Annotated in this window: 27 protein-coding genes; 17 read left to right on the top strand and 10 right to left on the bottom strand. The window is 38.3% G+C overall.

Features of this window, described 5'->3' with window-relative positions; translation table 11 throughout:
- Positions 1-10 precede the first annotated feature (10 nt).
- From ACZYT3_RS02240 to ACZYT3_RS02230, 3 genes are all read right to left on the bottom strand, one after another.
- Positions 11-640, bottom strand: coding sequence for a YggS family pyridoxal phosphate-dependent enzyme (locus tag ACZYT3_RS02240; protein ID WP_464087531.1), 630 nt, complete (start codon positions 638-640; stop codon positions 11-13).
- Positions 641-662: 22 nt separating this feature from the next.
- Positions 663-851: a 50S ribosomal protein L28 gene (gene rpmB / locus ACZYT3_RS02235; protein WP_071442063.1), complete on the bottom strand. Its 189-nt coding sequence runs from the start codon at positions 849-851 to the stop codon at positions 663-665.
- A gap of 84 nt (positions 852-935) precedes the next feature.
- Positions 936-1,709 carry a nucleoside phosphorylase gene (locus ACZYT3_RS02230; RefSeq protein WP_294561899.1) on the bottom strand — a complete coding sequence of 258 codons (774 nt, stop codon included), beginning with the start codon at positions 1,707-1,709 and terminating at the stop codon, positions 936-938.
- Positions 1,710-1,900: 191 nt separating this feature from the next.
- On the opposite strand from ACZYT3_RS02230, the gene ACZYT3_RS02225 reads away from it, so the two are divergent.
- Positions 1,901-3,145, top strand: coding sequence for a cell division protein FtsA (locus ACZYT3_RS02225; protein WP_464087530.1), 1,245 nt, complete (start codon positions 1,901-1,903; stop codon positions 3,143-3,145).
- A 13-nt stretch (positions 3,146-3,158) separates the two neighbouring features.
- A complete protein-coding gene (ftsZ, locus tag ACZYT3_RS02220) occupies positions 3,159-4,235 on the top strand; it encodes a cell division protein FtsZ (RefSeq protein ID WP_294561901.1) in 1,077 nt (358 codons plus the stop codon).
- Between the two features lie 62 nt (positions 4,236-4,297).
- Here the strand turns inward: ftsZ and ACZYT3_RS02215 are convergent, their stop codons facing one another.
- The 5 genes from ACZYT3_RS02215 to ACZYT3_RS02195 form a co-directional block, all read right to left on the bottom strand.
- Positions 4,298-4,771: a helix-turn-helix domain-containing protein gene (locus ACZYT3_RS02215; protein ID WP_294561902.1), complete on the bottom strand. Its 474-nt coding sequence runs from the start codon at positions 4,769-4,771 to the stop codon at positions 4,298-4,300.
- Positions 4,772-4,903: 132 nt separating this feature from the next.
- Positions 4,904-5,362: a hypothetical protein gene (locus ACZYT3_RS02210; RefSeq protein ID WP_464087529.1), complete on the bottom strand. Its 459-nt coding sequence runs from the start codon at positions 5,360-5,362 to the stop codon at positions 4,904-4,906.
- A gap of 32 nt (positions 5,363-5,394) precedes the next feature.
- Positions 5,395-5,940: a DUF1697 domain-containing protein gene (locus tag ACZYT3_RS02205; RefSeq protein WP_464087528.1), complete on the bottom strand. Its 546-nt coding sequence runs from the start codon at positions 5,938-5,940 to the stop codon at positions 5,395-5,397.
- Between the two features lie 73 nt (positions 5,941-6,013).
- On the bottom strand, positions 6,014-6,328 hold the full coding sequence (locus ACZYT3_RS02200) for a hypothetical protein (RefSeq protein ID WP_464087527.1): 315 nt from the start codon (positions 6,326-6,328) through the stop codon (positions 6,014-6,016).
- Entirely contained in the window at positions 6,306-6,929 is a 624-nt protein-coding gene (locus tag ACZYT3_RS02195) for an aminoglycoside phosphotransferase family protein (protein ID WP_464087526.1), read from the bottom strand. Before ACZYT3_RS02195 ends, ACZYT3_RS02200 begins: the two co-directional genes overlap by 23 nt.
- Before the next feature lie 146 nt (positions 6,930-7,075).
- Here ACZYT3_RS02195 and ACZYT3_RS02190 point away from each other — a divergent pair, with 146 nt between their 5' ends.
- From ACZYT3_RS02190 to ACZYT3_RS02175, 4 genes are all read left to right on the top strand, one after another.
- On the top strand, positions 7,076-9,631 hold the full coding sequence (locus ACZYT3_RS02190) for a calcium-translocating P-type ATPase, PMCA-type (RefSeq protein WP_464087525.1): 2,556 nt from the start codon (positions 7,076-7,078) through the stop codon (positions 9,629-9,631).
- An 80-nt stretch (positions 9,632-9,711) separates the two neighbouring features.
- Complete coding sequence (locus ACZYT3_RS02185) at positions 9,712-10,611, top strand: nucleotidyltransferase family protein (RefSeq protein ID WP_464087524.1); 900 nt, start codon at positions 9,712-9,714, stop codon at positions 10,609-10,611.
- A gap of 182 nt (positions 10,612-10,793) precedes the next feature.
- Complete coding sequence (locus tag ACZYT3_RS02180) at positions 10,794-12,110, top strand: replication-associated recombination protein A (RefSeq protein ID WP_464087523.1); 1,317 nt, start codon at positions 10,794-10,796, stop codon at positions 12,108-12,110.
- A 728-nt stretch (positions 12,111-12,838) separates the two neighbouring features.
- Positions 12,839-13,060 (top strand): hypothetical protein, encoded by a 222-nt coding sequence (locus ACZYT3_RS02175; protein ID WP_464087522.1) that lies wholly within the window; start codon positions 12,839-12,841, stop codon positions 13,058-13,060.
- Between the two features lie 133 nt (positions 13,061-13,193).
- Here the strand turns inward: ACZYT3_RS02175 and ACZYT3_RS02170 are convergent, their stop codons facing one another.
- Positions 13,194-13,988 carry a gluconate 5-dehydrogenase gene (locus ACZYT3_RS02170; RefSeq protein ID WP_464087521.1) on the bottom strand — a complete coding sequence of 265 codons (795 nt, stop codon included), beginning with the start codon at positions 13,986-13,988 and terminating at the stop codon, positions 13,194-13,196.
- Between the two features lie 170 nt (positions 13,989-14,158).
- Between ACZYT3_RS02170 and epsC the strand changes: the two genes are divergently transcribed.
- The 9 genes from epsC (at position 14,159) to ACZYT3_RS02125 (ending at position 22,012) form a co-directional block, all read left to right on the top strand.
- Positions 14,159-14,725, top strand: a complete 567-nt coding sequence (gene epsC / locus ACZYT3_RS02165) for a serine O-acetyltransferase EpsC (protein WP_294562071.1) — start codon at positions 14,159-14,161, stop codon at positions 14,723-14,725.
- 53 nt (positions 14,726-14,778) lie between these two features.
- Positions 14,779-16,071, top strand: a complete 1,293-nt coding sequence (locus ACZYT3_RS02160) for a M18 family aminopeptidase (protein WP_464087520.1) — start codon at positions 14,779-14,781, stop codon at positions 16,069-16,071.
- A 2-nt stretch (positions 16,072-16,073) separates the two neighbouring features.
- Entirely contained in the window at positions 16,074-17,081 is a 1,008-nt protein-coding gene (asnA, locus tag ACZYT3_RS02155; RefSeq protein ID WP_464087519.1) for an aspartate--ammonia ligase, read from the top strand.
- A 13-nt stretch (positions 17,082-17,094) separates the two neighbouring features.
- Positions 17,095-18,252: an NAD(P)-dependent malic enzyme gene (locus ACZYT3_RS02150; protein WP_294562068.1), complete on the top strand. Its 1,158-nt coding sequence runs from the start codon at positions 17,095-17,097 to the stop codon at positions 18,250-18,252.
- On the top strand, positions 18,249-19,097 hold the full coding sequence (locus ACZYT3_RS02145; protein ID WP_464087518.1) for a fumarate hydratase: 849 nt from the start codon (positions 18,249-18,251) through the stop codon (positions 19,095-19,097). Before ACZYT3_RS02150 ends, ACZYT3_RS02145 begins: the two co-directional genes overlap by 4 nt.
- A complete protein-coding gene (locus tag ACZYT3_RS02140) occupies positions 19,094-19,609 on the top strand; it encodes a FumA C-terminus/TtdB family hydratase beta subunit (protein ID WP_464087517.1) in 516 nt (171 codons plus the stop codon). The genes ACZYT3_RS02145 and ACZYT3_RS02140 overlap by 4 nt, the downstream gene beginning before the upstream one ends.
- Positions 19,610-19,687: 78 nt before the next feature.
- A complete protein-coding gene (locus tag ACZYT3_RS02135) occupies positions 19,688-20,374 on the top strand; it encodes a biosynthetic peptidoglycan transglycosylase (protein ID WP_464087516.1) in 687 nt (228 codons plus the stop codon).
- Between the two features lie 77 nt (positions 20,375-20,451).
- Positions 20,452-21,333: a phosphatase PAP2 family protein gene (locus ACZYT3_RS02130; protein WP_464087515.1), complete on the top strand. Its 882-nt coding sequence runs from the start codon at positions 20,452-20,454 to the stop codon at positions 21,331-21,333.
- 13 nt (positions 21,334-21,346) lie between these two features.
- On the top strand, positions 21,347-22,012 hold the full coding sequence (locus ACZYT3_RS02125; protein WP_464087514.1) for an N-acetylmuramoyl-L-alanine amidase family protein: 666 nt from the start codon (positions 21,347-21,349) through the stop codon (positions 22,010-22,012).
- Between the two features lie 25 nt (positions 22,013-22,037).
- Here the strand turns inward: ACZYT3_RS02125 and ACZYT3_RS02120 are convergent, their stop codons facing one another.
- Positions 22,038-22,850 carry a DeoR/GlpR family DNA-binding transcription regulator gene (locus tag ACZYT3_RS02120; protein WP_464087513.1) on the bottom strand — a complete coding sequence of 271 codons (813 nt, stop codon included), beginning with the start codon at positions 22,848-22,850 and terminating at the stop codon, positions 22,038-22,040.
- A gap of 309 nt (positions 22,851-23,159) precedes the next feature.
- On the opposite strand from ACZYT3_RS02120, the gene ACZYT3_RS02115 reads away from it, so the two are divergent.
- A complete protein-coding gene (locus tag ACZYT3_RS02115; protein WP_464087512.1) occupies positions 23,160-23,645 on the top strand; it encodes a PTS sugar transporter subunit IIA in 486 nt (161 codons plus the stop codon).
- Between the two features lie 29 nt (positions 23,646-23,674).
- The gene (locus ACZYT3_RS02110; protein WP_464087511.1) at positions 23,675-25,213 is read left to right on the top strand and encodes a PTS transporter subunit IIC; all 1,539 of its coding nucleotides are present in this window, start codon (positions 23,675-23,677) and stop codon (positions 25,211-25,213) included.
- Positions 25,214-25,281: the final 68 nt, after the last annotated feature.

Genomic DNA, 25,281 nt, shown 5'->3' with positions numbered 1-25,281 from the left:
TAATTTGGAATTATTTTGAATAATCACGTTTTCCGAAAATATCGCTTCCGATACGTACCATCGTTGTTCCATGGCGCAGTGCAATCTCGTAATCATGGCTCATACCCATGGATAATTCTTGAAAGTGATATTTATTTTTTAACTGTTCTGCCTTACAAAAGACTTCTTCAATTCTCTTTTCATCATCCGTATTCGGACCGATGACCATCAGCCCTTTGATCATGACATGCTTATAAGCATGTGCCAAGACATCCTCTAATTCATCTTCATCAAAACCAAACTTCGTTTCTTCATGAGCAAGGTTTACCTGCAACAAGACATTGACGATGATATCTTTTTTTTGAGCTTCCTTTTCAATGGTTTCCAATAAATGAAGCGAATCAACAGAATGAATCAGAACGACCTTATCTACGATATATTTCACTTTATTTGTCTGTAAGTGACCGATCATATGCCAGCGTATATCTTCATCAGGCCGATATTTTTCAAGCAGCTCCTGTACCTTGTTTTCACCAAAGTCAAGCTGTCCGGCCTGGATGGCTTCATCGATACAATTGCGGGGATAAGTTTTGCTGACGGCAATTAAACGAACATTTTCTGGTAAAGTATTTTTAATTTTGTAAATATTTTCTTGAATCATGACCATAAACAAAAAAACAGGATTACATACCCTGTTTCTTTAATGTTCTCAGTGCGCGAGCAGAAATACGCATCTTTTGAGGCTTACCATCTACTACCACTTTTACTTTTTGTAAATTCACATTCCATTTACGACGAGTAGCACGCAATGAGTGAGAACGTTTATTCCCTGTTAAAGGGCCTTTACCAGAAATTGCACAAACTCTTGACATAACGTAAACCCTCCTTTCGACTTACTTGTCCATAATTTGCTTTATTACTATACCATTATCTAACCTAATTTGCAAGTATAAATTTTAGCGATTTTCAGCGATTTTTAAGGCTAATTCGAATGCAAGAAAGACAATCTTCACTTTTTCATCCAATTTCGCATGTCCGCTTAACGAACGTGGATCCCAGTCACTGTGATCCAAATTATCACCGGCATAAAAATACTGGAAAAAGTCAATGCCCCTGAAATCACACATAGCCTGCATCGCCGCACATTCCATTTCCACACAGATCGCTCCCTGTGCCTTTCTTCGATTGACCTTATCTCTGGTTTCACGATAAAAAGCATCGGTTGTCCAGCATCTGCCTTCAATATAAGGATAAGTGCTCTCTTCACAGATCTTTTTAAATTCAGGAATATATTTTTTATTGACTTGAATCGTATCGCTTGCGGAAGCATAATGATAGCTTGTTCCTTCGTCACGCAAAGCACTGGTTGGAATGATGATGCCGCAATCTTCGATGGACTTATCCAGGACACCGCAGTTTCCTAAAAGGATCAGAACTTCACTGCCCATCTGGTGTACTTCTTCATAATCACCTACACACATCGGGGCACCGACATAAGACTTGTAGAAAGAAAATTTATGTCCCTTATAAGTGATCTCATAGATAGGATTTTCTCCGTTACATGACGTATTATAAGCTATTTCTTTATGTTCAAGAAGGTCCAATACTTCTTCAAAAAGTGTCTTTGAGAAAACTGAGATCGTAATGGGTGGAAAATCTTTGATTTTCTCAACTGTTTTTGCCGGATCGATGACAGCACTTTTTGATGGGTCAAATTCTTCTAGCAGCATGTTATCACCTCGTTGTTTTCCTATTCTATCATATCTTGTTTTAAAGTCAACAAGGGGTTTTTGTAATCTTTCTTCCTAAAGGAAAACACTTCCAATTATTTGAAAAAATCGTTGAAAAAAACATCAAAATCTATTTTTATGTACTTCAAATTATGTTATTATAATAAGGAAAGCAGTTAGGAGGTATTTTTGTGGCGCAAAAACAGGTTCATGCAAGTGTTGAGATTGCTGATCACGAAGTAAGGCTCGTCGTTGGCGAGTTTCATGAAAATCACTTAAATATCCTTAGAGTAGAAAGAGTACGGCACAATGGCATTGAGAATCAGAAGATCGTGCATGAGGGTACGATCGTCAATGCTTTGATGAAGGCATGTGAAAATGCTTCTAAAATATTAGGCTATAAGATAGAAAGAGTTTTGTTGGCAGTTCCATGTGTCAACATGAAAAAATTGAACGGAAAGGTAAATGTTTCTGTAAAGGGTGACAAGATCCAGCTGTCAGATATCCAAAGAGGGATCAATGAGGTCGTTGTGAGCAGTCACGATGAAAATCTGGAGCTGGTGAATATCGGTGGTATCAAGTATGTCGTAAATGGCATTACTTCAAGAAAGATGCCTTTGAATGAAGAATGTGATCTTTTTTCAATTGATCTGGATCTGTTTTATTGTGATAAGAATACATTATATGCTTATGCCAATGTGATCGAGAAGGCAAATCTGGAAATTCTGGATATTTGTTTAGATGCATATGCGATTGGCGAAGAAGCTGCCTTGTTCGAACAGGCAGTCGGAAATTATATTGTTTTGATTGATTTGGAAAGACAGACAACGACATTATCTTTATTCTCACATGGTAAACTGTTGAACAGTGAGGTACTTTATGAAGGATATGGAGAATGGTTGACGCCATTGACCAATATGACAGGGTTAAAAAGAGAAGTCTGCGTGCGTTTATTAACTGAGAATGCGGTCTTGAAGGAAAAGGATTATCCAAATGTGCCGGTGTTTTTATGGGCAAACGGCAATCAGGAGAGAACGATTTCTCTGAAAGAGCTGCATGAGGCAGTGAAGGAGCCTGCAAACAGGTGGCTGGAGCTGATGAAGAATGCATGTCAGCCAATGATGGAAGGCGGCTCATGTCAGGTGATCTTGACAGGTGAAGGCTGTGAAGTCAGAGGCATGGATGAGGTTGTCAGTCAAATTGATGAAAAAGCAATGATCTATGTTCCACAGACGATAGGCGGGCGTGATTGTGCATTGACATGTACGCTTGGTATGTTTTATGCGTGGAAAGAAATCAATATGATACGTAATAACCGATTACAGGCTGCGGATGATCGATTGATCGATGACTCGCTGAAGGTAGTAAAAGGAAAGAACACAGAAGAAAGCGGATTTACAAAAAAGCTCATGAGCATCATCATGAATGAAAAATAAAAGGAGAAAAGTTATGGGAGAATTAGATTTCAGACAGGTTGCTAAAATCAAAGTATTTGGAGTTGGCGGCGGCGGTGGCAATGCCGTTAATCGCATGGCTAAGGAAGGCGTGCGGGGTGTAGATTTTTATGTATGTAATACGGATGCACAGGTCTTAGCAATTTCACCGGTTGCGAATAAGATCGTGTTAGGCAGAGAATTGACAGGAGGACTCGGTGCCGGAGGAAATCCTGAAATCGGTAAAGCAGCTGCGGAAGAAAGCGTTGAAGAAATCCGTGAAGCGATCAAAGGCAGCGATATGGTCTTTATCACGGCCGGTCTTGGTGGCGGAACAGGTACCGGAGCAGCCCCTGTATTTGCGAAGATTGCAAGAGAAGAAGGAGCTTTGACGGTCGGTATCGTTACGAAACCTTTCACTTTTGAAGGAAAAAAGAAAACGGAGCAGGCCAATAAAGGACTTGCGGAATTAAAGGAATATGTGGATTCACTGATCGTTGTATCAAACAACAATCTCTTGGAGATCATGGGCAGAAAACCAATCAGTGAAGCTTTTGAAGCGGCTGATAACGTATTGCGCCAGGGTGTGCAGACAATCACCGATCTGATTGCGGTGCCGGCTTTGGTCAACCTTGACTTTGCGGATGTTAAGGCCATCATGTCCAATCAGGGAACCTGTGTCATCGGTGTAGGTATGGCCGAAGGTGAAGACAAGGCGAAGGAAGCTGCGGAAAAAGCCATTCAGTCACCGCTCCTGGAAACAAAGGTTTCAGGTGCTACCAATGCCATCATCAACCTGACAGGTGGTGCCAGCACGACGCTTTATGATGCGGAAGATGCACGCAGCGTGATTGCGGAAGCCTGCGGTGGTGAAATCGATACGATCTATGGTATTGCAATCAATGAAAACTTAGGTGATGCGGTCATCGTTACGGTCATTGCGACAGGATTTGATGCTGTGGATAAGACATCTGAACCAACGTATGCACGTGAATCCTATGAAGCACCAAAAGCTTCAAAGACAAATACGTCAGGAAGTCATGTTGAAAAGAGCGAACCTGAGATTTTCCCTAAATTCTTTATGAATAAATAAATAATAAAACGCTGTTGTATCAAACGACAGCGTTGTTTTAATATGTGAAAAGAAGTTGATTTCTACTTATTTATTTTATATAAATTTATATAAATATTATATGCATTCGTACATTCTTCTAGTGAAAGATGTGTTTCTTCCACTAAATAATTAATGGCATCATCCTTAGTTTTAAATGAATTTAATAATACGGCTATTTCAGAAATTCGATGCAGTGAATGATCAAATTCATTAAAAGAAATACTTTTATCACTTAAATTATATAATTGATATTTCAACAAAGCCAATAGATTTTCATCCGCACATTTCTTATAATCTTCATCAGCAATCTTTTGACCGGCAAATAATTCATTGATTGAAATATCTAAAAGATGACATAAAGGCTCATACAATGAAGCATCTGGTAAACAGTGACCGTTTTCCCATTTTGAAACTGATTTATCAGTAACTCCTAATTGTTTGGCAAATTCTGATTGTGTAAGATTCTTATTTTTACGACATTGTGCAATAAATTTTCCTATTTTTTCTTGATCCATATATTGCTCCTTTCGTCATCATCATATCTTACAAGCTTATTTTATAACACCCATCAGAAGTAGAATTTATTCATCCGTAAATACTGATCTGTCTTATATGGATTTCTAATATCCGGCTTTATAAATAAAGAATTATTTTTCTAATACCGCTTCATATCCATTTATCTTATCCCCGGTAATCGTAATATAATAAGATTCACCAAATTTCGCATGCAAAGCAATTGCATCCATTTCTTTTGTGTATTCTTCCGGATATATATTTTCATAATTAGGATCTACATATTCAGTGATGATTGAAAATTGTATCGACAGATTTTCAACATCGCTTGGATTTTTGAAATTTTGTTTATCCAACGTGTAAATAAGTAATTCATCATGTTTTAACAGTGATTTATCTGCATTTGATGTACCGCCGCTGCCACTGGAATCATTTGCTTCATAATCTACGATAAGCAAGCCGATATCTTCTTTAATATCTAATTGTATTTGCAGTGCTATTTCATTATCACCGGCTTCATAGGGGATTTCATCCGATTTACTACATCCAGATAAAGTCAAAATCATCATGACGATCATTAATTTCTTTTTCATAATATCTCCTCATCACTTATAAATCTAAATATTTATCTATTACATATTTCAAATATCTTTCTCATGGTAGTTGCAGTTCTTATCGTTATTGAATGACGGATATCTGTACTTGCAGTTCTGCTCCACCAGTTTGTTTTCCGATAATCTTTTAAACGATAAGACCAAAAGATGTGGTTTTTATATTCTTGTATTTTCTCATATTCATTCGGGTTTCCCAGAACACTATATACATCATCATAAGTCACAGGTGGTATGATGAAAATTAAATTATCATAGATTTCCCTGTTATCAGTCCCCCACCAGTCAGGAGCGTTGACGAGTGTATCTTTAAGTTCAGATGCAGTCATGATAAAGACAGGTATTTCAAGATGAAATTTATCTTTTATGATTTTATAAATGTCTTGCATGATAGATTCTTTATGATCGATTTCACTTTCAAAAATAATGTTACCGCTATTTAGATAAGTAGATATGTTTTGATATTTATATTTTTGTAATTCTGATTTTAATTCATTCATTGAGATTTTATTTTTACCACTTATATTGATTCCTCTTAATAGTGCGATATATTTCATCATATGCTCACCTCCAGACTGTTTATATATTGATACCTGATTCTGCTTGCCATTTTCTTTCCTTTTTTAAATATATCTAACAGTTAAATTTTGTAATGATCCCTTTATACCAAGTAGGTATTTCAAGTTTAAAATGGTCATACCAGAGCATTTGAAGATCCGCCAATTTTCGAGCTGTCTTGATTTCTTCCTCGCCAAATGTCATTGCCCATGGTAAATAAGTGATCAGACTTTCAGAGGTATAGTATTTTAAAACAGGGAAGAAATCATCAGGTATTTTATTGTCGAAATAACCGTTGATCAGTCCTGTTTCAAAATATTCACTTTCCATTACATTCCAGTAAAAAGGTTTAAAATCATCATAAGGATCAGCTATTTGATTTTTTGTCAAAATCAATGATACCTATTTTTCCGTTATGAACGATCATATTTCCCAGATGATAGTCACCATGGGTAAAACATAAAGGTCTGTTTTTCATTAAAAAGCAATGATTTTTATAATACTGAATGATTTCATCCTGCATGGGAATTCTATATTCACAATTTAATAATTTCGTGATTCTTTTATCTACTTTTATTTCATATTTTTCCCACCATGAATCTTCTTGCTTGGGTATTTCAATGGAATGAAGCTTTTTTAGTGCCTGTCCTGCTTCTATTCCTAACAGATAGGCTTTTTCATCAGTGAGTGCTTTGATGGCTTCTTTACCATCAATTCCTTCTAAATAAGATAAAAGGATATAAACATCTCTGTTTGTCAGTGTTCCAAATTCTAAAGGGCATGAACAGTAAATATTTAATTTTTCCAGGTGTTTTAATGTTTCAAACTGTTTTTTCTTTTTGTCGTATAATTTTTTGTCAGAGATTCTTAGCAAAAAATGATTTTTATCAGAAGAAGTAAGGATGTACTTTTGATCCTTTGACCATCCTTTAGCAAGAGGTGTCATGAGGGTGATAGGGTGTTTTTTGATAAATTCTATTTCCGAAAACAAATGATCATCTCCTAACTTTTAAAAATATTCATGTATTTCCATTTTAACATTTTACAGGTAATATTCAATATGATCGTTTTCAACTTTCCGCATCAAGGGTTCTAAGAGATGATTTTCTCTCATAAATTGCTAGGGGAGAGTGAGTCATGGACGAATACAGCATAAAAGAAGTTGAATTGCTTTTTAATACGAGCATACAGCATGGTTTATCGCATCAGGAAGCGATGAAGCGATTAAAAAGTGATGGTTATAATGAAATTGTCAGTGTAAAGAAGAAAACGTTATTGATGATCTTTTTGGAACAGTTTAAGGATCCGATGGTGTATATCTTGCTTGTAGGGGCAGTTTTATCGCTTTTGTTAAGAGAAGTGATCGATGCCTTGATCATTTGTCTGGTGGTACTGCTGAATGCGGGAATCGGTGCTTTTCAGTTAGTAAAAAGCGAGAAAGCCTTGGAAGCATTGCAGGCGATGATGCAGCCGACCTGTAAGGTCGTGCGAGATAGCGGCGTCATGCTTATTGAAACAAGAGAAGTGGTAGTTGGGGATGTGATCGAATTTGAAGCAGGAGATTGTATTCCTTGCGATATCCGGCTTGTAAGCACGACACGATTGATGATGGATGAAAGCTTGCTGAGCGGTGAAAGTCATAATGTTTCGAAAAATGAATTTTATCGTTCTAAGGAGAAAACAGCATTAAGTGATCAGCATAATATGGTCTTTATGTCTACATATGTTACCAGTGGCAGAGGCAAGGGAATTGCCGTAAGCTGTGGAATGAATAGTGAAATGGGGAAGATCGCAAATCTTTTGAATGAAGATAACAGCGAAATGACACCTCTTCAGAAAAGAATGAATCAGCTTGGTAAGATGTTAGGCCTGCTGGCCGTTGTTATTTGTGTGATCATGCTGATGGTCAGCCTTTCAAAGGGCAAGAATTTTCTGGAAATGTTATTATTGGCGATTTCTTTAGCGGTTGCTGCTATTCCGGAAGGTCTGCCGGCAGTTGTTACCATCGTGCAGTCAATGGGTGTCAGCATGATGTCGAAGAATAAAGCCATCGTGCGGAAGCTGAGTGCCGTTGAAACCCTGGGCTCTGTCAATATCATTTGTTCGGACAAAACAGGAACGTTGACACAAAATAAGATGAGCGTCGTTCATACGTATTTTAATCATGAATTTGATCAGGAAGTACCTCTCATGGGACTTGTCTGTATGGCCTGTGCCCAAAATGTAGCGATCGGTGATGTCCTTGTCGGTGATTCCAGCGAAAAGGCACTTGTGGAATATGTCTTGCCTCGTCTGTCAATTTCTGACATCAATTGTGAATATTTGCGTATTGATGAGATTCCTTTTGATTCTGTGCGTAAGAAAATGAGTACCGTCCATCAGAAAGATCAGGATCAATATGTATTTTCTAAAGGCTCCTTGGAACATATCCTTAAACAATGTTCTTTTATCATGGTTCATAATCGAAGGATTCCTTTAGGAGAATATGAGCGCAAGCGATGTCTGGAGGCCTGTGCGATCATGGAAAATCAGGCATTGAGAGTTTTTGGCTTATGTATGAAGAAAAGCCCATTGACGAATCGCGATTATGAAAGTGAGGCTACCTTTTTAGGTCTTGTTGGTTTAAAGGATCCTGTAAAAGAAGAAGTGAAGGATGCGATTGAAAGGTGTCATCAGGCCGGTATCGAAGTGGTGATGATCACCGGTGATTCTTTGAAGACCGCTTTTGCGATCGGTAAGGAATGCGGACTTGTCGGTGATGAAAAAGAAATCATGAGCGGTCATGATATTGATGCATGCAGTGATATCCAGTTGAAAAATAAGATCAAAACGATCAAGATCTTTGCACGTGTTTCTCCTTCTCATAAGGTAAGACTGGTAGAGGCCTATCAAAAAGAAGGCAAAATCGTTGCAATGAGCGGAGATGGGGTCAATGATGCACCGGCTTTAAAAAAAGCAGATATCGGTATTGCCATGGGTAAAGGGGGCAGTGATGTTTGTAAGAGCGTGAGTGATATCGTCTTGATGGATGATCATTTTACGACCATCGTGAAAGCGATCGAAGCCGGAAGAAATATCTATTTAAAGATCCAGAAAAGTGTCTTCTATCTGCTTTCCTGTAACTTGGGAGAGATCATGACCTTATTTTTCGCAAGTCTTTTTATGACGCAATATGTACCGCCGTTATGTGCGATTCAGCTTTTATGGACAAATCTGGTGACCGATGCATTTCCGGCATTGGCATTAGGGGTGGAAGCTGATGAAAAGCAGGTCATGAAACAGAAACCTAAACCGACAAGTGAGAGCCTGTTTGCGCATGGCGGTCTGATTTTTGTGATATGTAACGGATTGTTTATTGGTACGATTTCCCTGGTTGCTTTCAGGATTGGGATTCAAACGAGTGATTTATGTGGTCAGAGCATGGCTTTCATGGTGCTTTCGCTTTCACAGATGTTTCATTCCCTGAATTGCCGGCAGATTCATGCATCCATGTTTAAGATTGGTTTTTTTAAGAACCGATGGCTGTTGCTGACCGTGGTAATGGGGATCATTCTTCAGATTTTTGTCTGTCAGCTTCCTTTCATGAATATCATTCTTAAGACGGTCCCATTGACTTTCATGCAATGGATCCTTGTATTTGGTTTGTCGATCAGTACGATTTTGATCAATGAGATCAGCAAGCTCTTTAACTGATTACTTAATAAAGTCATGATTTATCAATGACAAAAGTGTTAACTTATGATATTATTTTCTAGTAAAGGAAGGTAGTAGAAATGAGTACAACTTTAGTTGTTTTGGCCGCAGGCATGGGAAGCCGTTACGGCGGCTTGAAACAGATCGATCCTATCGGACCTAATGGAGAAGTCATCTTAGAATTATCGGTGTATGATGCTATTCAGGCAGGGTTTGACAAGGTCGTATTTATCATTAAAAAAGCGATTGAAAAAGAGTTTAAGGAAGCTATCGGTGATAAGCTTTCCAAACAGGTACATTGTGAATATGTATTTCAGGATTTTGCCTGTGTTCCGGAAGGCTTTAAGGTGCCTGAAGGCAGAGAAAAGCCACTGGGTACGGCACATGCACTGTATTGCTGTAAGGATGTTTTGGATGGTCCGTTTGCTGTCATCAATTCAGATGATTACTATGGACAGAGCTGTTTCAAGACATTGTATGATTTTTTAAATAATGAAGCCTGTGCCCATCATTATGCGATGGTCGGCTATGTGCTCCGTAATACATTGACGGATCATGGCAGCGTGGCTCGCGGACAGTGTATCGTAGAAAATGGGAAGCTTGTGAATGTGATCGAGCGTACGAAGATTGAAAAGCGTGATGGCAAGGTACAGCTTTTCTTAGATAATGAATGGCAGGATATTGATCCTGATACGCTTGTTTCGATGAATATGTGGGCATTTACACCGGATATCATTGATGAGATCACCCAGAAGTTTAAAGAGTTCCAGCAGGTATTGGAAGATGATCCGATGAAGGGTGAATTTTATATTCCGAATGTCGTTGGTGAATTGTTAAGGGAACATAAATGTGATGTGAAGATGCTGGAAAGTCATGATAAATGGTATGGTGTGACTTATCAGGAAGATAAAGAAAGTGTGAAGGAAGGTATTGCTTCTTTATATAAAAAGGGATGTTATCCTGAACCGTTATGGAAATAGCTTGCTATTTCCATTTTTGTTTATGATTTTCTACATGTGGAATAAATGATGAATTTGTTTAAGGAAGTTTTAGTGATGGTATCATTGTAAGATATGATATGATATAATATGAATATAAAATATCTCATTCATGTGGTTGTTATCTATCAAAGATATTTTCATATCATGCAGGAGGTGATTGTGTGGAACAGGCAAGCTTATTTGAAAAAGATCAAAGCGCTCCTTTAGCGTCAAGAATGCGTCCAAGAAATTTACAGGAATTCGTAGGACAGACGCATTTGTTAGGTGAAGGTAAGATGTTAAGAAGGCTCATTGAAAGCGATCAGATCTCTTCGATGATCTTTTGGGGACCTCCGGGTGTCGGAAAGACGACGCTGGCTCGTATCATTGCCAATCAGACCAAAAGTGCCTTTATTGACTTTTCAGCGGTTACCAGTGGTATCAAAGAGATTCGCGGCGTCATGCAAAGAGCAGAGGAAAACCGTCGTTTTGGGGAGCGGACGATCTTGTTCGTTGATGAAATTCATCGTTTTAACAAGGCGCAGCAGGATGCCTTTCTGCCTTTTGTGGAAAAAGGCAGTATCATTCTTATCGGTGCTACGACAGAGAATCCCTCCTTTGAAATCAATGCGGCTTTATTATCAAGATGTAAGGTCTTTGTCTTACAGGCGTTAACGATTGATGAAGTCGTTTCTCTTTTAAAGAGAGCCATTCATGATGAAAGAGGTTTTGGCAGTCAAAAAGTAGATATATCCGAAGATATGTTGAAAATGATTGCGACATTTGCGAATGGGGATGCCCGTACGGCATTATCAACGTTAGAAATGGTGATATTAAATGGTGATATGGATGAAGATGGTATTCATATTTCCATGGAAATATTGGAACAATGCATTTCCCGAAAATCATTGCTTTATGATAAGACCGGTGAAGAACACTATAATCTTATTTCAGCTTTACATAAGTCCATGCGCAATTCTGATCCGGATGCAGCAGTCTATTGGCTGGCAAGAATGTTAGAAGCAGGGGAAGATCCTTTATATATCGCTCGTAGAGTCATCCGTTTTGCCAGCGAAGATGTGGGATTGTCAGATCCAAGAGCTTTAGAGGTGGCGGTTGCTGCTTATCAGGCCGCTCATCTGATCGGTATGCCTGAGTGTACGGTGAATCTTAGCGAAGCAGTCATCTATATGGCTTTGGCTCCTAAATCGAATGCTTTATATACAGCCTATGAGAACGCCAAAAAAGATGCCTTGAATCATCTGGCAGAACCGGTTCCTCTAATTATCCGCAATGCCCCTACCAAACTGATGAAGGAGCTCAATTACGGTAAGGATTATCAGTATGCGCATAATACCAAAGAGAAACTTACCAATATGCAGTGCCTTCCTGATTCATTGAAAGATCGAGAATATTATCATCCATCGAATCAAGGATTGGAACAGAAATATCAAATAAGGCTTGAGGCGATTAAAAAATGGAAAAAGGAGCATCAATGACATAATTTTAAATAATGAAAAATTTATGGGCTTTGATTCTTCCGATTTTCCTGAAATTACGCAATTGCTGTTCCAAGTGGGTAGAAAGAGTCAATTGAATTGAAAATATGAAAGGAGCCCTCATAGCCGTTTGGTGAAAATCTAAAGCAATAGGATTACCTGAAGCGGAAAAAAGCTGAAACTTAAAATGAAATGATATCGACAAGTAGGAAAAGATATGCTAGAATAATAACGGATGAACTCCATACAAATAGGAAACCCCAGTGCTGCAACACTGGGGTTTCATTTAGGAGGGAGGATCACAGCTTATCGACTGATCAGACTGATATACAGCATGATCAAACGCCAGCATTCTTTCACAACTATCATATTCTCATAGAGTAGTTGGAGAAGAATGAAAGGTTCAAAACCCATCTGTAATCCCTCCATACAAAAAATACAGGTGTCATGGTACTCCCTCCTTTTATTTATGGCACCTACTATTTTATATCCATGAAATGGTCATTTTTCCCAAAAAAATAATGAAAATGTTTATTTTTTCATTATTTATGAATAGAAATGATGATCCTCCTGTGAACAGCACAGGAGGATGTTTTATGATAAAATAAAAATGGGTTTGGAAGTAAGAAGTACAGAGTCATAATTATGTTGTTTTATATTGATTATAATATAATGGAATTTAGGAGAAAAATTATGAAAAAAATCATGTCAGTGTTGATCGTAATCACTTGCGTAAAAAGGACGTCAATGATATTGATGATGAATTGTGTGTCAAGGGAGTTGTTTCTGAAACAAGTGATGAATATATCGTTATTGACGTAAATGAAGATGATGATTTATATAAAGATTATTCAAGTGTTATGGTTTCGCTTGATGTGGAAATTAAAGATGACTTGATAGATTTTACTGTTGGAGATGAAGTAGCTGTTTATTATGGCAGTATCAAATAAAGTCAGCCACCGCAGATTCATGAAGTTTATAAAATTCTTTATATCGGTGTTTCTAAATAAAAATATGTATTGGATCCAAAGTGGTTTGTTGGCCGTAAAAGAAAAAAAGTCCAGTATTGCTACTGGACAAATTTTATTGTGGCTGTTTGCCGATATATGCCAAGATACCGCCATCGACATAGAGAATATGTCCGTTGACAAAATTGCTGGCATCAGAAGCAAGGAATACGGCTGGTCCCATCAGATCTTTGGTAGTGCCCCATCGAGCTGCCGGTGTCTTCGAAATGATGAACTTATTGAATGGATGACCTTCTGTTCGTAAAGGTGCGGTCTGAGGTGTTTCGATGTATCCCGGACCGATACCGTTACATTGAATATTGTATTCACCGTATTCAGAAGCAATATTTCTGGTTAACATTTTTAATCCGCCCTTGGCAGCAGCATAGGCAGATACGGTTTCACGGCCAAGCTCACTCATCATGGAACAGATGTTGATGATCTTTCCATGTCCTTTTTTGATCATGGAAGGAATAACTGCCTTGGACACGATAAATGGTCCATTTAAGTCAATATCAACCACTTTACGGAAATCATCAGCACTCATTTCGATCATTGGGATACGCTTGATGATACCGGCATTATTGACAAGAATATCAATGACACCTATTTCTTCTTCAATTTTTTTCACAAGCCCCTGAACGGCTTTTTCATCAGTGACATCACATACATAGCCATGGGCTTCAATACCGGCTTCTTTATAAGCTTTTAAACCTTTGTCAACCAATTCCTGATTGATATCATTAAATGCGATTGTAGCACCTGATCTCGCAAAACCACTGGCAATCGCAAAACCAATTCCATAAGAAGCGCCCGTAACTAAAGCGACCTTGCCGTCTAAACGGAAGCTTTCCGGAGTAAATTCTTTCATTTTATGTACCTTCTTTCTTTATTCCCTTTAAGTATACTTTTGTTTGATTTGAATTTCAACTCTCTTGTTGGGCAGAATAAAAGGGAATTTTTTTATTTTCATGGTTCATAAGTCACACCATTTGCATCTTTTTCTCATATCATATAATATAAATAAAAGGATGTGAGAGTATGAATTGGTTTTCATTATTAAATTACAATTTAAACCGGGTCATGGAAGTTGATCCTGCCGCCAAAAGCAAGCTTGAAGTATTGCTTTTATATCCGCATATCAATGCGCTGATTCATTATCGGATCGGTCATTTCTTCTATACGCATAAATGGTATTTCGTAGCTCGCTTATTCGGACAGATGGGACGGTTTTGGACAAATATTGAAATTCATCCGGGGGCCACGATTGGCAAAGGGTTGATCATTGACCATGGAACCGGTTGTGTGATCGGTGAAACAACAGTGATCGGTGATGACTGCCTCTTGTATCACGGAGTCACCTTAGGTGGTAATGGGAAAGAAAGGGCCAAGCGTCATCCTACCTTGAAAAATCATGTCATGGTCGGCTGCAACGCCAGCGTATTGGGAAATATCACGATCGGAAATAATGTCCAGATCGGAGCAAATAGCGTTGTGGTAAAGGATATCGGGGATGATGAGGTGGCTTATGGATTAGCTGCAAGCATCAAAGAAGTAAAAAAGCAGGAGCATGAAAAATGCCCGATCATAGAAAATGTAAATGAGTGATTTCTTCGCTCATTTTCTTTTGAATTATGATACAATGTTGAGGAGGTGATTTGATGAAACATATAGAAGAATGCTTGACATTTATTCATGACTCATCAAGCATGTTTCATGCGGTAGAGAATGTGAAGAAAAAATGTGTTAATTTTATTGAATTGAGCGAAGGGGAAAGATGGCAGCTTGAAAAAGGGAAAAGCTATATCGTTACACGTAATCATTCATCCGTGATTGCATTTACGATCGGAAAATATATGGATGATCTGGCATTTAATATTTGTGCCTCACATACGGATTCACCGACCTTTAAATTAAAGGTTAATGGAGAAGTAGAGGCCAATCATGTCTTAAAGGGCAATGTTGAAGGATATGGAGGCATGATCATGAATACGTGGCTTGATCGTCCGTTGCGTCTGGCAGGCAGGGTCTGTATCCGTCGTAATGGAAAGGTTGAAGAGGTTTTATATGATTCTAAAACAGCGGTTTGTACTATTCCTAATGTTGCGATCCATATGAATCGTAAGCTTAATGACGGCTATGTCTATAATCCGCAAAATGATATGATGCCTCTTTTTAGTTCGACCTTGAAAAAGGGAGCGTTGAAGAAGAGGATCTGTGAAGATCTAAATATACGTGAAGAGGATTATATCAGCAGTGATCTTTATTTGGTCATTGATGAAAAGGGAAAGGTATTCGGATTGCAGAATGAATTTTTCTCAAGTCCTAAAATTGATAATCTGGAAAGTGTTTATGCAACTTTAATTGCTTTTTTAAATTCAACGAATGAGCGTCGTGTCAATATCTTTGCGGCTTTTGATAATGAAGAGGTAGGAAGCAATACGAAGCAGGGAGCTGATTCTTCCTTTTTGGAGGATGTAATGAGAAGGATTCAAAAGAGTCTGAATTATACGTATGAAGAATATCTGATGTCCCTTGTTCATTCGATGATGTTAAGTGTCGATAATGCCCATGCTTTGCATTGTAATCATCCTGAATTTTATGATGCAAATAATGCAGTGTATATGAATGAGGGCGTGGTGATCAAATCAAATGCCAATCAGCAATATACCAGTGATGCGGTTTCAGTGGCTTTGTTTACAGAAATATGCCGGAAGCATGAAATTCCTTATCAATTTTTCGTCAACCGCAGTGATGTGCGTGGGGGATCTACTTTAGGAAATATCTCGACTTCCCATGTATCGATCAAAAGCGTGGATATCGGCTGTGCACAGTTAGCGATGCATTCCAGTGTGGAGTGTGCGGGTGTTGAGGATATTGAACATATGATCCATGCCTGTACGGCTTTCTATGATTCAAATCTGCATGAAAAAGATCATCAGTGGGAGCTTTGATTATGAGTAAACTGATCTTGCCTGAAAATTATGATAATCCGCTTTCTTATTTAGATAGTGAGATTGCGATAAAAATCGTAAAGGACCAGTTTGAAAAACGATTGGCGGACTGCTTGAACCTGGTTCGTGTTTCGGCGCCGCTTTATGTTTCTAAGAAAAGCGGGTTGAATGATGATCTTAATGGTGTTGAGCGGCCGGTCAGCTTTGAGATCAAGGATCTGGATGAGCAGGTAGAGGTGGTACATTCATTGGCCAAATGGAAAAGGGCTGCTTTGAATCGTTATGATCTGAGAGGCTTTCAAGGTCTTTATACGGATATGAATGCGATTCGTCGTGATGAAGAATTAGATAATCTGCATTCGGTATATGTCGATCAGTGGGACTGGGAGAAGGTTATTTCCAGAGAAGACCGTAATCTTGATACATTAAAGGAAACGGTCTTGAAGATCGTGAAGGCGATCGTTCAGACGCAGACGATCTTACGCTATGCTTATCCGCAATTAAAACCGATGGTCAGCAACAATGTTTTCTTTATTACCACCCAGCAGTTAGAGGATCTTTATCCGGATCTGGCGCCAAAGGAAAGAGAGGATGCGATCTGCCGCAAACATTCTACCGTCTTTTTGATGCAGATTGGTGATCGTTTGAAAAGCGGTCAAAGACATGATGGGCGTGCTCCTGACTATGATGACTGGCAGCTGAATGGAGATTTGCTCGTTTATTATCCGCTATTGGATCGCTCGTTCGAGCTGAGCAGCATGGGAATTCGTGTTGATGAGAAAAGCCTCGTCAGTCAATGTGAAAAAGCTCATGCCAGTGAGCGATTGCATTATCCGTTCCACCAACAGATTCTTGAAGGAAAATTGCCTTTGACGATCGGCGGCGGCATCGGACAGTCACGTTTATGTATGCTTTTATTGAACAAGGCTCATATCGGTGAGGTCCAGGTATCGATGTGGAGCGAAGAAATGCGTAAAAAATGTAAAGAAAATAAGATCAATTTATTATAAGGAGTGTTTTTTTATGAGCAGCGTGTATGAAGAATCATTAAAGTTACATGAAGAACATAAAGGAAAGCTGGAAGTGGTCAGCAAGGTCAAAGTCAAGAATATGCATGACCTCAGTCTTGCTTATACACCGGGGGTTGCCGAGGCTTGTCGCAAGATCCATGAAAATCGTGAGGATGTTTATAAATATACGACCAAGGGCAATACGGTAGCGGTCGTGAGCGATGGTTCAGCGGTCTTGGGATTAGGAAATATCGGTCCTTGGGCTGCAATGCCGGTCATGGAAGGAAAATCTATCTTATTCAAGGAATTTGCAGGCATCGATGCTTTTCCGATCTGCTTGGATACGCAGGATAGCGAAGAGATCATTCGTATCGTAAAAGCCTTATCGCCGACATTTGGCGGAATTAATCTGGAGGATATTTCTGCACCTCGCTGTTTTGAGATCGAACGACGTTTAAAAGAAGAATGTGATATTCCGGTTTTTCATGATGATCAGCATGGTACGGCCATTGTTGTCAGTGCCGGAATCATCAATGCGTTGAAGCTGGTGAAAAAAGATATAGAAACCGCCCGCTTCGTCATTAATGGTGCCGGTAGTGCGGGAATCAGCATTGCCCGTCTTTTACTTCAGCTAGGTATGAAAAACTGTGTGCTCGTAGATAAGAACGGTGCCTTGTGTGAAGGAGAGCCATGGATGAATGATGCGCAAAAGGAAATGGCTCAGCTTACCAATCAAGAGAAAATACAGGGAGATTTAAAGAAGGTGATCGCCGGTCGTGATGTTTTCATCGGGGTCAGCGCACCGCATGTACTGACAGCAGAGATGGTAAGTACGATGAATCAAGATGCCATTATTTTCGCAATGGCCAACCCGACACCGGAGATCATGCCGGATGAGGCGAAAAAGGGCGGTGCCAGAGTGATTGCGACAGGAAGAAGTGATTTCCCAAATCAGATCAATAATGTGCTCGTATTCCCGGGCATCTTCCGCGGTGCTTTGGATGCACGTGCCAAGGATATCACAGAAGCGATGAAATTAGCGGCCGCAAAAGCCATTGCCGGCATTGTCAGCGATGATGAATTGAATGAAGAGTATATCATTCCTGATGCCTTTAATCCGAAAGTGGCTCAGGTCGTAGCTGAGGCTGTAAAAAAAGAGGCCTTAAAATGAAAGAAATCAGCGTTTTGAAACTTCAAGACAAGATCAGGGAAATGGTCCAGCAGGTTAATTTTCATTATCCACAGGATATTGAAGAACTCTTAAGAGAAGCCAGACAAAAGGAAACGAATCCTTTGGGAAAAGAAATTTTAGAGTTATTAGAAAGAAACAGTCAGATTGCTGCGGAAAAAAGAATCCCGATCTGTCAGGATACAGGGATGGTCATCGTTTTTATTGAGATCGGACAGGAAGTACATCTGGTCGATGGTTCTTTAAATGAAGCCATTCAAAAAGGAGTAGCCTTAGGATATGAAGAAGGCTATTTACGCAAAAGTATCGTTGCCGATCCTCTTTTTCACCGTATCAATACACAAGACAATACCCCTTGTATCATCTATCCGGCGATCGTTGACGGTGATGCTGTGAAACTAACGGTTGGCTGTAAAGGCTTTGGCAGTGAAAATATGTCGGTCATAAGGATGTTGAAACCGGCAGAGGGTGTTGAAGGGGTCAAGAGAACGATCCTTGATGCCATTAAAAATGCCGGACCGAATGCCTGCCCGCCGATGGTCGTAGGTGTCGGTATCGGTGGCAGCTTTGATTATGCGGCTGTTCTTGCGAAAAAAGCAACTTTACGTGACTGCTCGCTTGAAAATCCCGATCCCGAATATGCTCAATTGGAAAGGGAGCTTCTTGAAGAAGCTAATCAGCTGAACATCGGACCTCAGGGACTTGGAGGAAAGACAAGCGTTTTAAAGATCAATATCGAGCAGGTACCGACCCATATTGCCGGCCTGCCGGTAGCTATCAATATCTCATGTCATATCACACGACATATCAGTGAGGTGATCATATGAAAATAACCTTACCCCTGACCAAAGAAATTTGTGATAAGCTTCATGCAGGTGATTCCTTGCAGCTAAGCGGAGTCATCTATACGGCTCGTGATGCGGCGCATAAGCGTCTTGTCGAGATGATCCATAATAATGAGAAGCTTCCTTTTGAATTGGAAAATGCCTGTATTTATTATGTAGGGCCGACACCTGCACCTCCACATGCAATCGTAGGCAGTGCCGGACCGACAACGAGCATGCGTATGGATGCCTATGCACCCCTTCTTTATGATTTAGGGGTCCGTGCTACGATCGGAAAAGGATATCGTACGCAACAGGTCAAGGATGCTATTGTGCGCAACCATGCCGGCTATCTCATCTGTATCGGCGGTGCAGGTGCTCTTTTGAGCCAATGTATCAAAAAAGCGGAATGTATTGCTTTTGAAGATTTAAAAGCAGAAGCGATCTATCGCTATGAAGTAGAAGACTTTCCTTGCATCATAGCGATCGATTCTCATGGCAACAGTGTCTATTAACCTTACATTTTGCTTACACTTATGCAAGAAAGCCCCTTTTTAAGCGAAATTTGTGTATAATGAAATCGGGTGATCAAGATGAAGAGGTTAATCAAATGGACACTTTCAATCATTTTACTTATTTTTATCATATTGACGTCCTTAGGATTTGTGGAATATAAAAAGGCACTTAGTGAAATATCGCTGAAGGATAAAATCGCTCAGATTCAGGCGAAAGATGATTATGTCGAGATCGAAGATATCAGTGATTATGTCATCAAGGCAACGATCTCAACCGAGGATCAGCGCTTCTATTCGCATTGCGGTGTAGATTTCATTGCTTATGGAAGGATTGCCTATGTCCTTTTGACAACAGGACAGCTGAGCGGTGGTGGAAGCACGATCACACAGCAATTGGCAAAAAATCTTTATTTTGGTTATGAGCCTTCGATCATAAGAAAATTTGCGGAATTTTTCATGGTTCATGATATCGAAAGTCAATATGACAAAGATACGATATTGGAGATTTATCTAAATATCATTAATTATGGTGATAATCATATCGGTATCTATCAGGCAAGTGAGGGCTATTTCGGGAAAGAACCAAAGAATCTGACCTTTAATGAAGCAACCCTTGTCGTCGGTATCCCGCAGTCACCCAGCAATTACCAGCTCAGTGATCATGCTGAAAATGCCTATAAACGGCAGCAGGCGGTCATTCAGACACTGATTGATACCCAGACCTTTACTGAAGATGAAATACAAGAACTGATGGACTCAAATTGAGTCCTTTTTACTTACAGAATTGAAATAAAAAAATAAAATGATTTATGTTAAGATAAATAAAGATAGGAGGATTTGTTTTGAAGTTATATTCCCATAGACAATTATTTATATTCTTGTTTGTGATCATAAGCCTGATGCTTTTAGGATCTTTCTTTGATTATCAGATATCTTTAAAACTTTATGATGCCAAGCATATGTTTGGTATCCTTTTATCGGCGTATGGGCAGCTTCCTGCCATGTTATGTCTGATTGGCGGAGGAGGACTGCTGATGAAAGATGTCTTTGACCGACAAACAAGAAAAGAAACATTTATCATAACGTTCATCTTTGTTTTTATATTAAATCTTTTTGTTTTTGTCATGCTTTCCTTTGATACGCTTAAATATATTCCGCAGATGCCTCTTTTTATCGCTGTCATCATTTCGCTTTTCATCATCATAACTGTAAATATCATCATCTTTCGGCTATGTGAAAATAAGGATCATGATATGCTCCAGAAAATTGCATGGTTTCTTATCTTGACACCGATACTTACTTTACTTGTTGTCAATATCATCAAAATATTCTGGCAGCGTCCACGCATGCGTTTTATTTCAACACATCCGGAAATTTCTTTTCAGCCATGGTGGATGATCGGTAATTCATTGAAAGAACCGTTAAGCATGCAGGGAATACCTGCAGATGAATTTAAATCATTTCCTTCAGCACATACGGCCTGTGCTGCCTGCTGCTTTACGACAGGTGTGCTTTTATTGTTAAATAAACGTTTTGAAGGTAAAGGATATCTCTTATTTTCCATAAGCTTCATCTTTACATTGATGGTCGGATTGTCAAGGATCGTTGCCGGTGCTCATTTTTTAAGCGATATTACATGTGGAATGGCAATTTCTTTTTTCATACAGGCATTGTTGGCTAAAAAAATCTTTCATATAAAAAGTGTCAAGATGAAGGAGCGATGACATATAATGAAATATGAAAAAATTACGATGGGTCTTTATTTTGTTTTTGGCGCTTCTTCTTTTTATTCCTTCTTATGTGAAAACGATCCAGCAGGGGAAGCTTTTAAGTGGTGTGACCGTTGTTTTGGACAGCGGACACGGAGGAAAGGATCTGGGGGCGAGTGATGGAGGGGTCGATGAAGCTCCTTTAAATCTGGCAATTACCAAAAAGCTTGAAGCAAAATTAAAATCTTTAGGATGTCAGGTGATCCTGACACGAAAGGATGAGAATGATCTGGCTTCAATAACTGCTGTTAATCGTAAAAAAGAGGATATGAATAAACGAATCTCGATCATCAATGATGAAAAGAATGATTTATTTATCAGCATTCATATGAATAAATATCAAAGTGAGGATGTCAAAGGGTTTCATGTCTTTTATAAAGATGATGCTTCTAAGATGCTTGCTAGTTATATTCAAGAGAAGGGAAATGCTGTCTTAGAACAGGATAAAACGATTACAAAAGGCAATTTCTTTATTTTAAATGAAAGCAGGATACAGGGTGTTTTGATCGAATGTGGCTTTTTAAGCAATCCTGATGATCGTAAAAAGCTGACATCTGAAAATTATCAGAATAAGATCGTGGATTGTATTGCTGACAGTCTTGTTGATTATTTTGAAAGCAAGGGAATGAGCTGATATAAAAAAAGGCATTAGAAAATGCCTAGTAATTAAATTCATCATTTGATGGAAGAGTATGGAGAGGAGGAACTTTTTCGATTATAATATCAGGCTTTCTCTGCCGTATCTCATCTAATTCGAGATCAGAAGCACTAATATCAGTAATGATATGATCAATTTTTTCAATTGGTGCAGTAATAAAACTGTGAGTTAATCCAATTTTTGTATAATCACAAACGATGAATTTTTGTCCTGCTGTGCGTTGCAACATGGTTTCATTAATAATTACCTCTGGCATGATAGCTGTTGTCATGCCATTTTCTGCATTTAAGCCACCACAACCTAAAAAACATTTGGTTGCTACTACTTTGTTTAAGGCGTTTAAGGCTATATCACCAACTAATGATTCTTTTGGAAAGCGAAGCTCTCCGCCAGTCAAAGCAATTTGAACAAGGGGATCATGTTTGATGAAGATTGCTTTTGCATTATTTGTAATGATTGTGCACCGTTTTCCGATAATGTATTGAATAATTAAAAGAGCTGTAGAACTGGTATTAATAAAAATCGTATCATTTTCTTCTACTAATCTAGCAGCATATTTTGCAATTCCGTGTTTGTAGCGTTCATTAGTAAATTCATTATTATCAAAATGAATCATGTTCTGAACTAATTTTGCTCCACCATGATAACGTATAATTGCACCTTTATCTTCCCAATATTGAAGATCTCTACGTAAAGTAACAGGTGATACCTTAAATTCATTTTCTAGAGTGGTCATATCTACTTTTCCCATTTTTTGAATGATACGCATAATATCATCTCTTCTTTTTTTTACAGTTAAATAATCTACTTTCATGTTTTTCTCTCCAATTTATTATAATTATATGATTTTATTGTAATAAAAACAAGTATAAATAATCATAAAATTGCATTTTTTTTGAAAAAAATAATAATTATTATTTATAAATGATAATAATTTCATATAATTTTTTGAATTAAACTGAAATAATCATATAATCAGATAAACAATCTTAAAATAAGGTTGAACAATCTTATTAAAACGATTAAAATGAAATCATAAAGAGACCGCGGATCGATTTAGATAAAAAATGGGAACAATAATGAAAGGAGAAAGTAATCATTTATGGATGCTTAACAAGTTATTATGGATTTAAGTTTACTAAAAGAGCTATATGAAAAAGGTTTATATGTATTTGTTGACACATTTTCTGATTGGAAAGAAGCTGTTGCCTGTGCTTGTCAACCACTGATTCAAAAGGGTTATATAGATAGTGGATATGTAGATGGTATCTATAAAAACGTAGAAAAAAATGGATTCTATATTTTTATTGCTCCACACATCTGTATTCCTCATTGTGGTGCATACGAAAGTGTTCAAAAAAATTGTCTGAGTTTCATGAAGTGCAACTCTCCTGTATTGGGGGATCCTGATGAACCAGATATGGCTGCTGAGTTATTCTTTGTGATAGCGGCCGAAAATGAGGGGAAACACCTTGAAGAAATTCAGCGATTGGCAGAAATGCTAGAAAATGAAAAGATTATTGCTGCATTGCTTTCTTTACAGAATGAACAAGATTTTGTCAAATTACTTTATGGTAATGAATGTTTATTGTCAGAAACATGTGAATAGAAGAGGGATCTAAAAGAAAGGAGAAAATTATGGAAATTCTTAGTTCAATCGGCAGTTGGATTTATACGAATATTTTTACCACTGCAGATATGCTCTTGCTGGTCTTATGCTTTATTGGGCAGATGATTAACCGGAAAGGGTTAAAAAACGCTCTTGCAGGTGGTCTGAAATGCTTGATTGGATTTAATGTATACTCTACAGCAACCTCTACGATGACGAGTACTTTCCGACCATTGCTTTATGCTTTGAAAGATGCTTTTGGAATGGAAGTCGTTATCAATGATGTATATTATGGAAATTCTGCTATGCTTACTTATTTTGAAGAACATGGCGGAAATGCTGGACAAGCGGGTATTGTTTTGTGGATTGCTTTCGGTTTGATGATTGCATTTGCATTATTTAAGAAAATTACAAAAGTTCGTGATCTTCCTTTACAAGGTCATGGACTGGTTGTAGAAGCTACACGAAATTTAATTTTAATTTCATTATTAGCACCTGTATTGGATGGATGGCAATTGATTATTATCGCTGCTTTATTCATGGCTACCAAGATGTCCTGTATCGGAAATATATCAGTAGAAGCTTCCCAGGATCTGACAGATGGATCAGGAATGACTGTTGCACATAATCAAATGTTCTTAGATGGTGTTATGTATAAGATTGGCATGAAAATTGAAAAGGATACCTTGAAAAAAACAGGTCGATTACCTCGAAAGATCGATGATTTAGAGTTACCTGGATGGCTAAGCATATTTAATGATGTGTATGTTGCATGCTTTATTGTCATGTTTATATTCTTCGGAGCAATTATGTTGATTATGGGACAGCAAACTTTTATTGATCTTGGATTCACTACTCCAGATGCAAGTTTCCTTATGTACATTTTTAATACCGCCGCTACATTTCCAATTTCATTAGTGATCATGTTTACTGGTTTAAAAATGTTTAGTGCTGAAATTATGGCATCTTTTGATGGTATTAGTGAAAAACTCTTACATGGTGTTCTTCCTGGAATTGATGTAGCTGCTTTTTATGGATTCTGTGGAAATCCAAATGTAATCACTTTAGGATTTCTTGTAGGAACATTGTTGATGATCATATCAACTATCATTATGGCTCTTTTAAATGTTCCTGTTATAGTTATGGTTGGATATACGCAGATGATGTTTGACAATGCTTCCGTAGGTATGTTTGGCTATAAGAGAGGTGGATTAAAAGGATTATTATTAGGTGTACTTCTGGTTGCGATAGCAGATACATGGTTAGCTGCAAGTTTTGGAATGGCAACAGGTCTGTATGTGACTGGTGGTTTAGCAGCACCTTCTGATACATCGATACTATATGGAACGTTCGGATGGCTATTTAAATTAGGCGTTCCTGGTATTATTGCAGTAATAATCATAATTGGCCTGATACCAACTGTCCAATACATATTTACAAAAGATAAAGAAGATTATTGGTTAGTTGCATCTGATTGGGATGCCTATAAGGCAAAGCATCCAGAATTGGAAACACCTATTGTGAATTCTTCTAATTTAGATGAATCAAATTTGCAAGCATCCGAGTGAAAATTTAAAAAATTGATTTCAACAGGTATTCTGCTTTAATAAGTAGAATACCTGTTGATAAACATTGT

The sequence above is a fragment of the Traorella sp. mt218 genome (assembly GCF_055420025.1).
Note: the sequence above shows the minus strand (reverse complement) of the source record. Positions and strands in the feature narration are given on the sequence as shown.

Bases quoted from the DNA above. Each gene is read 5' to 3' on its own strand.
- ACZYT3_RS02240 (WP_464087531.1), bottom strand. From the start codon at position 640: ATGATTCAAGAAAATATTTACAAAATTAAAAATACTTTACCAGAAAAT.
- rpmB (WP_071442063.1), bottom strand. From the start codon at position 851: ATGTCAAGAGTTTGTGCAATTTCTGGTAAAGGCCCTTTAACAGGGAAT.
- ACZYT3_RS02230 (WP_294561899.1), bottom strand. From the start codon at position 1,709: ATGCTGCTAGAAGAATTTGACCCATCAAAAAGTGCTGTCATCGATCCG.
- ftsZ (WP_294561901.1), top strand. From the start codon at position 3,159: ATGGGAGAATTAGATTTCAGACAGGTTGCTAAAATCAAAGTATTTGGA.
- ACZYT3_RS02215 (WP_294561902.1), bottom strand. From the start codon at position 4,771: ATGGATCAAGAAAAAATAGGAAAATTTATTGCACAATGTCGTAAAAAT.
- ACZYT3_RS02210 (WP_464087529.1), bottom strand. From the start codon at position 5,362: ATGAAAAAGAAATTAATGATCGTCATGATGATTTTGACTTTATCTGGA.
- ACZYT3_RS02205 (WP_464087528.1), bottom strand. From the start codon at position 5,940: ATGATGAAATATATCGCACTATTAAGAGGAATCAATATAAGTGGTAAA.
- ACZYT3_RS02190 (WP_464087525.1), top strand. From the start codon at position 7,076: ATGGACGAATACAGCATAAAAGAAGTTGAATTGCTTTTTAATACGAGC.
- ACZYT3_RS02185 (WP_464087524.1), top strand. From the start codon at position 9,712: ATGAGTACAACTTTAGTTGTTTTGGCCGCAGGCATGGGAAGCCGTTAC.
- ACZYT3_RS02170 (WP_464087521.1), bottom strand. From the start codon at position 13,988: ATGAAAGAATTTACTCCGGAAAGCTTCCGTTTAGACGGCAAGGTCGCT.
- epsC (WP_294562071.1), top strand. From the start codon at position 14,159: ATGAATTGGTTTTCATTATTAAATTACAATTTAAACCGGGTCATGGAA.
- ACZYT3_RS02160 (WP_464087520.1), top strand. From the start codon at position 14,779: ATGAAACATATAGAAGAATGCTTGACATTTATTCATGACTCATCAAGC.
- asnA (WP_464087519.1), top strand. From the start codon at position 16,074: ATGAGTAAACTGATCTTGCCTGAAAATTATGATAATCCGCTTTCTTAT.
- ACZYT3_RS02150 (WP_294562068.1), top strand. From the start codon at position 17,095: ATGAGCAGCGTGTATGAAGAATCATTAAAGTTACATGAAGAACATAAA.
- ACZYT3_RS02145 (WP_464087518.1), top strand. From the start codon at position 18,249: ATGAAAGAAATCAGCGTTTTGAAACTTCAAGACAAGATCAGGGAAATG.
- ACZYT3_RS02140 (WP_464087517.1), top strand. From the start codon at position 19,094: ATGAAAATAACCTTACCCCTGACCAAAGAAATTTGTGATAAGCTTCAT.
- ACZYT3_RS02135 (WP_464087516.1), top strand. From the start codon at position 19,688: ATGAAGAGGTTAATCAAATGGACACTTTCAATCATTTTACTTATTTTT.
- ACZYT3_RS02125 (WP_464087514.1), top strand. From the start codon at position 21,347: ATGAAAAAATTACGATGGGTCTTTATTTTGTTTTTGGCGCTTCTTCTT.
- ACZYT3_RS02120 (WP_464087513.1), bottom strand. From the start codon at position 22,850: ATGAAAGTAGATTATTTAACTGTAAAAAAAAGAAGAGATGATATTATG.
- ACZYT3_RS02115 (WP_464087512.1), top strand. From the start codon at position 23,160: ATGGATTTAAGTTTACTAAAAGAGCTATATGAAAAAGGTTTATATGTA.
- ACZYT3_RS02110 (WP_464087511.1), top strand. From the start codon at position 23,675: ATGGAAATTCTTAGTTCAATCGGCAGTTGGATTTATACGAATATTTTT.